Source organism: Paenibacillus elgii NBRC 100335 (assembly GCF_004000865.1).
Lineage (GTDB): Bacteria > Bacillota > Bacilli > Paenibacillales > NBRC-103111 > Paenibacillus_G > Paenibacillus_G elgii.
Map to the genome: position 1 here is coordinate 94,566 of NZ_BIMB01000023.1, position 6,000 is coordinate 100,565.

Below are 6,000 nucleotides of genomic sequence, written 5' to 3' on the forward strand. Positions count from 1 at the left end.
AAAGTTACAATTTTCGCTATGAGATTGTACACAGCATACAGTTGAAACAGGCATCAGCTTAAATCACCGTTCCCTTGATCGGCCTCATACAAGGTATCCATAACGTCGAATAACGCATCAAAGTGGTACAATAGAAACTGTGCCAATTGGATCTTTTCGATTGTCACCCCTCTCATTTATGATATAAAAAAATTTGTGGAGGGCTTATACATGAGAAGAGCCGAATTTTCGATTCAAGAGCAGCAGGAAATTGATAATTTTTTAAACGAGATGTCATTTGGTTTTCTGGGGACCGTAGACAAGGACGGATGGCCGCATATTACTCCTCTAAATTACACGTATCAGAATGGGCACATTTACTTCCATGGTTCAAAGAGAGGGGCCAAGATGGACGAGATCCTGGCTTCACAAAAAGTTAGTTTCGCGGTTGCAAAAGAGTTTGCGATTATCCCTTCTTATTTTACCGACGCCCGGCAAGCTTGCCCCGCAACAGCTTTTTACAAATCCGTTCATATTAGAGGAATCGCTGAGCCTGTCGAGGATCCGCATGAAAAATCAGTTGCATTAAGCGGCCTAATGGAAAAACTTCAACCTGAAGGAGGCTATGCTCCGATTACACCGGAAGATCCGAAATATCAAGGAGAGTTAAAGGCGGTTTCCGTAGTCAGAATCTCCGTTGAAGAAATAACTGCTAAATTTAAGTTTGGGCAAAACCTGAAGGGAGAACGTCGCGAGAAAGTTATGGGGGGGCTTAATGAAAGAGGAGGAGCAGAAGATGAAGCAACTGTTGAATTAATGAAAAAGTACTGTCCCGCGCATAAAAAGGAGTAGGCGGCAGGAAACTTCGTCTTTCACGATACTGTCCGCACCGCAGGAAAAGTAAAATTCGGGGAGCTTGCGGAGCCACCCGGCGCCTGACGATTACTTGAAAATACCCGTCTTTTCATCGCGGCACAAAAGCGGTATGCTAAAAGTAAATCGCACCTATGGACCCCAAGGAGGCTCCCGCAAACGATGACATCCGAAACCGAACTGAACCGGCTGGCCGAGCAGCTTCCGGCCTGGCTCGAGACGAGCCGCAAGGAATCCCGGCACGGCCAGCCCGCCTCCTACATCCCCGAATTGGCGCACGCTCCAGGCGACGCCTTGGGAATCGCGCTGCTCGACGCCGCAGGACGCGAGGTAACGGCAGGCGACAGCCGATTGTCCTTTACCCTGCAAAGCATCTCAAAAGTGTTCACGCTGCTGCTTGCCTTGATGGATCAAGGCGAAGAAGGCGTTTTCCGCAAGGTCGGCATGGAGCCGACCGGCGACGACTTCAACTCCATGCTAAAGCTGGAGCTGGTCGAGCCCGGCATTCCGTTTAACCCGCTGATCAACGCGGGAGCCATCGCCGTCTCGTCGTTGATCCGGGGCGCAACCTCCGCGGAAAAAACGGAGCGAATCCTCTCCTTCTTCCGCGAGGTCGCGGGCGACCCGACGCTGACCTTCAACGAAGCGGTATACCGCTCCGAAGCCGCTACCGCGCACCGGAACCGGTCGCTTGCCTACTTCCTCAAAGACAACGAAGTACTGGATGAAGAGGTGGAGCCGGTGCTGGACGTCTATTTCAAGCACTGTTCCGTGGAAGTGACCTGCCGCCATGTGGCGCGCATGGCGCTCGTTCTGGCGATGAACGGCACCGATCCCTTGACGGGACGGGAGCTGGTACCGCGACGCTATGTGCAGATCGCCAAAACATTCATGGTCAGCTGTGGCATGTACAACGCCTCCGGCGAGTTCGCCATCCGCGTCGGGCTCCCGGCCAAAAGCGGCGTCGCCGGCGGCATTCTCGCCCTCGTGCCGGGACGGTACGGCATCGGCGTCGTCGGTCCCGCGCTGAACGATAAGGGCAACAGCATCGCCGGCGTCCACCTGCTGCAGACGATGTCGGAAGCGTTCGACTGGAGCATGTTTTAGCCGGAGCGGATCGCCGGAAGGCGATGGTGAAGCGGCGCCGCAGCGCGCCTGGGCTTGAGCGGGGAGCATGGTGCTGCCCGCTTGAATGCCTCGCCCTCCAGCCGGCGCTGCTTCCCCAAATAAAGGAACTCCAATGCGCTATCCCTCCTACGAAACCGGCTTCGAATCGCTTAGCTCATCTCCCGTGCTTTATTCGTGTCGAATGGTCATCCCAGCCCCGGCAAAAGCCCAACTAACGCATTTCCCGTGCTCTATTTCCCAAAAAGCAGCATCCCCAACTAAATTAAGTACATCGCAGTTCCGCTATTTCTCTCCGGTGTACGGGCACTCCACTCAAAGATCGCCATTCGCCTTATCCCGATCACCGTTCCTTCCCCTGCGCACTTACTAATAACACTTATGCAGCCGAAAACGTCGCCTGACCGGCTTAACGAAAAAAGCACAGCCTCTTGAGCCGTACCCGTAAGGTTCGCGCGTCAAAGAAACTGTGCTTTTTACTTTCCGGTGCCTTACTTCAAATCTTTCATGGCGACCGCGTCCATGTCGGAGAACTCTTGGTTCTCACCGGCCATCGCCCAAATGAACGTATAATTGCTCGTGCCTACGCCGCTGTGGATCGACCAGCTTGGGCTGATGATCGCCTGCTCGTTGCGGACAACCACGTGACGGGTTTCCGTCGGCTCGCCCATCAGATGGAAGACGACGCCGTCTTCCGGCATATCGAAGTAGAAGTATACTTCCGAACGGCGGTTATGCGTGTGGCAAGGCATCGTATTCCACATGTTGCCCGGCTTCAGCAGCGTCATGCCCATCACGAGCTGGCAGCTTTGGATGCCGTTCAAGTGAATGTATTTGTAGATCGTGCGCTCGTTGGAGTTCGTGATCGAACCGAGATGCTGCGGCTCCGCCTCGCTGATCGCAACCTTTTGCGTCGGGTAATTTTTGTGCGCCGGGGTCGAGCTCAGATAGAAGCGTGCCGGATTCGCGGCATCCGCGCTCTTGAACACAACTTGCTTGTTGCCGAGGCCGACATACAGGCCGTCTTTGTTCTCCAGCACGTAATCGGTGCCGTCGACCGTGACGATGCCTTGGGCGCCCACGTTGATGATTCCGATTTCGCGACGCTCGAGGAAATAGTCCGCCCCCATGTCGTGCTTATCCGCTTCAAGCAGAACCGGCTCCGTTGTAGGTACGGCGCCGCCCGTAATGAAGCGGTCCACGTGGCTGTACACCAGATTCAGCTTGCCCGGCACGAACAAGCCTTCGATCAAATATTCTTGGCGCAAACGTTCCGTATCGTACGTTTTCGTTTCCGTCGGGTTGGTTGCATAACGAATTTCCATAGCCATCGTATAATTCCTCCCGTATTTGCATGGTCAATGTTATTATAAACCATAGGTTCGTTTAAGTTCAAATGAATTATTTTTGAACCAAAATGAACCAACGAGGACACGAAAAAGCGCAAACGCGGGCATCCGACCGATCGCTCGCTCCCCTCCGCCGTCTGCATGCGCGGGCTTCCGGCCACGAACACCTCGCCCGCATCCGGCTCCAACGCTACCTTCCGGCTCCACTCCGCCGGCTCCGTTCGATTCGCGTGCCTGCCGCTTCGTAGCTGCGCGCCGTCTCCTCCGGCAAATACGGATCGGTCACGATCACACCGATTTCGGACAGCTTCGCGAACGTGATCAGGGCGCACTTGTCGAACTTGCTGTGGTCCGCCACGCAAAACACCTGCTTCGCGGAATCGATCATCGCCCGTTTTTGCCCGACGTGGGAATGGGTGAAGATCGTAAAGCCGTACTCCGGATGAATCCCGGTCGTGGACAGAAATGCCTTCTGCACGTTCAGCCTGCCGAGAAATTCCGCGGCTTCTTCGCTGACCAGCATATTCCGGCTGCGGAAGCCACCGGGAACGACCAGTCTGACGCGGTCCTTCTTAATCAGCTCGCTGATGATATGGAGATCGTTCGTAATGACCGTCAGCGGCGCATTGTCGAGCAGCTTGGCCATCTCCAGCGTCGTGCTGCCGCTGTCGAGCGCGATAATGTCGTTCGGCTCCACGAATCGCAGCGCCCACTCCGCCGCCTCCCGCTTCTCGTCCGGATGCTTCGGATTCGGCGCAAGCCCGGCGAGCAGACCGGAATAGCCTTCATTGGCCAGTACGGCACCGCCGTGAGTCCGGTGCAGCAGTCCTTTACTTTCCAGCTTCTCGAGATCCTGCCGGATCGTCTTGCCCGTCACCCCGAGCTTGCCTGCCAAATCCGCGACGGACACCTCGCGGTCCGCCATGAGCAGCTCCATAATTTTCTCGTATCGTATGATGGCCGACATCGTTGTCCCCCGCTTTGCGGATTGCTTCCTTCACGCCAACCCGCACCCATATTTTTGCTGCCCCTATGGTAACACAGCTTCTTCGGGAAAACCAAGCATCCCCTGCAAATCCTTCCGTTAGCCCACTCCCTCCTCCATGCGAACAGACTCCGCCGTAAAATCCGAAACTCCGTGACGCTGCTGTACGAAAAGTGTTATAATATGGTCTAATGTAAGCTATGAAGAAACATGGAAGGATGGACCGTCATGAACCCTCTTGCCCAAAGTTTAAATGAGACCATTCAAAAGGAAAGCCCGCACGTTTACGAGATGCTGTCCGAGCTCGGCAAACAAATTTATTTTCCGAAGGTCGGCATCCTGAGCCAATCCGCCGAAGCGAAGGCAAAGGCCAAGAAGTTCAACGCCACCATCGGCACGGCGCTGGAGAACGGTCAGCCGATGCATCTCAAAGTCATCCAAGACACACTGTCCGCTTACAACCCGAAGGACATTTACGAATATGCCCCGCCGGCGGGCAAGCCTGAGCTCCGCACCGTATGGCGCAGCAAGATCATCGAGGAAAATCCGTCCCTTCAGGGCAAAAACCTCGGCAATCCGATCGCGACGAACGCGCTGACCCACGGGCTGAGCATCGTGGCCGATTTGTTTGCAGGTCCGGGCGACGCCGTCATCATTCCGGATAAAAACTGGGAAAACTACGAGCTGACCTTCGGCATTCGCCGCGGCGCCGAGCTCGTATATTACCCGCTCTACACGGAAGACCGTCTGTTCAACGCGGCAGGGCTCCGCGACGCCCTGCTTGCGCAGAAGAGCAAAGGCAAAGCCATCGTCGTGCTGAACTTCCCGAACAACCCGACCGGCTATACACCGGGTCCCGAAGAAGGACGCGCCATCGTAGCGGCGATCAAGGAAGCAGCGGAAGCCGGCATCAACGTCGTGGCCGTCACGGACGACGCTTACTTCGGCCTGTTCTTCGAAGATTCGCTGCACGAGTCGCTTGCCGGCCAATTGGCGGGGCTTCATCCGCGCGTACTGTCGGTCAAGATCGACGGCGCGACGAAGGAAGAATACGTATGGGGATTCCGCGTCGGCTTCATTACGTACGTCGGACAAAGCGATGCGGCGCTGGCGGCATTGGAGCAAAAAACGATTGGCATTATCCGCGGAACGATTTCCAGCGGCCCGCATCCGTCGCAGACATTCGTGCTGCATGCGCTGCAATCGCCTGACTTTAAAGCCCAGAAGCAAGAGAAGTTCGACATTATGAAAGGCCGCGCCAACCGTGTCAAAGCGCTGCTGGATACCGGCAAATTCGATCAGGTATGGGACTACTACCCGTTCAACTCCGGCTACTTCATGTGCCTGAAGCTGAAGACGGTCGATGCCGAAACGCTGCGCCTGCACCTGCTCGATAAATACGGTGTCGGGACGATCGCCCTCGGCGAAACCGATCTCCGCGTCGCCTTCTCCTGCATCGAGGAAGCGAATATCGAAGAGCTGTTCGAAACGATCTACCAAGGCGTTCTGGATCTCCAGAATGTCGCTGCAAAATAAGGAAAGCTTCTTATCGAAGCCTATTCGAGGAAGATACATTCGTGTTTTAGAGGAAGCTTTTCTTGCGATATAGAATTCAATCAGCTCCGCTGATAGCTTATAAATTCTATATCTAAAAAAACGAAATCCACAAAAGCCGGGGTTCGCAAGAGC

At 55.0% G+C, this 6,000-nt stretch carries 6 protein-coding genes; 3 read left to right on the forward strand and 3 right to left on the reverse strand.

Annotation, left to right across the window (positions count from 1 at the left end):
* Positions 1-210: 210 nt before the first annotated feature.
* Positions 211-831: a pyridoxamine 5'-phosphate oxidase family protein gene (locus tag PEL01S_RS18330; protein ID WP_127461327.1), complete on the forward strand. Its 621-nt coding sequence runs from the start codon at positions 211-213 to the stop codon at positions 829-831.
* A 183-nt stretch (positions 832-1,014) separates the two neighbouring features.
* Positions 1,015-1,959: a glutaminase A gene (gene glsA / locus PEL01S_RS18335; RefSeq protein WP_063186423.1), complete on the forward strand. Its 945-nt coding sequence runs from the start codon at positions 1,015-1,017 to the stop codon at positions 1,957-1,959.
* Here the strand turns inward: glsA and PEL01S_RS34555 are convergent.
* The 3 genes from PEL01S_RS34555 to PEL01S_RS18345 form a co-directional block, all read right to left on the reverse strand.
* Positions 1,956-2,093 carry a hypothetical protein gene (locus PEL01S_RS34555; protein WP_163768304.1) on the reverse strand — a complete coding sequence of 46 codons (138 nt, stop codon included), beginning with the start codon at positions 2,091-2,093 and terminating at the stop codon, positions 1,956-1,958. The genes glsA and PEL01S_RS34555 overlap by 4 nt on opposite strands.
* 375 nt (positions 2,094-2,468) lie before the next feature.
* On the reverse strand, positions 2,469-3,302 hold the full coding sequence (kduI, locus tag PEL01S_RS18340) for a 5-dehydro-4-deoxy-D-glucuronate isomerase (protein WP_010497914.1): 834 nt from the start codon (positions 3,300-3,302) through the stop codon (positions 2,469-2,471).
* A 214-nt stretch (positions 3,303-3,516) separates the two neighbouring features.
* The gene (locus PEL01S_RS18345) at positions 3,517-4,293 is read right to left on the reverse strand and encodes a DeoR/GlpR family DNA-binding transcription regulator (protein WP_127461328.1); all 777 of its coding nucleotides are present in this window, start codon (positions 4,291-4,293) and stop codon (positions 3,517-3,519) included.
* 246 nt (positions 4,294-4,539) lie between these two features.
* Between PEL01S_RS18345 and PEL01S_RS18350 the strand changes: the two genes are divergently transcribed.
* Entirely contained in the window at positions 4,540-5,847 is a 1,308-nt protein-coding gene (locus tag PEL01S_RS18350) for an aminotransferase class I/II-fold pyridoxal phosphate-dependent enzyme (RefSeq protein WP_127461329.1), read from the forward strand.
* Positions 5,848-6,000: the final 153 nt, after the last annotated feature.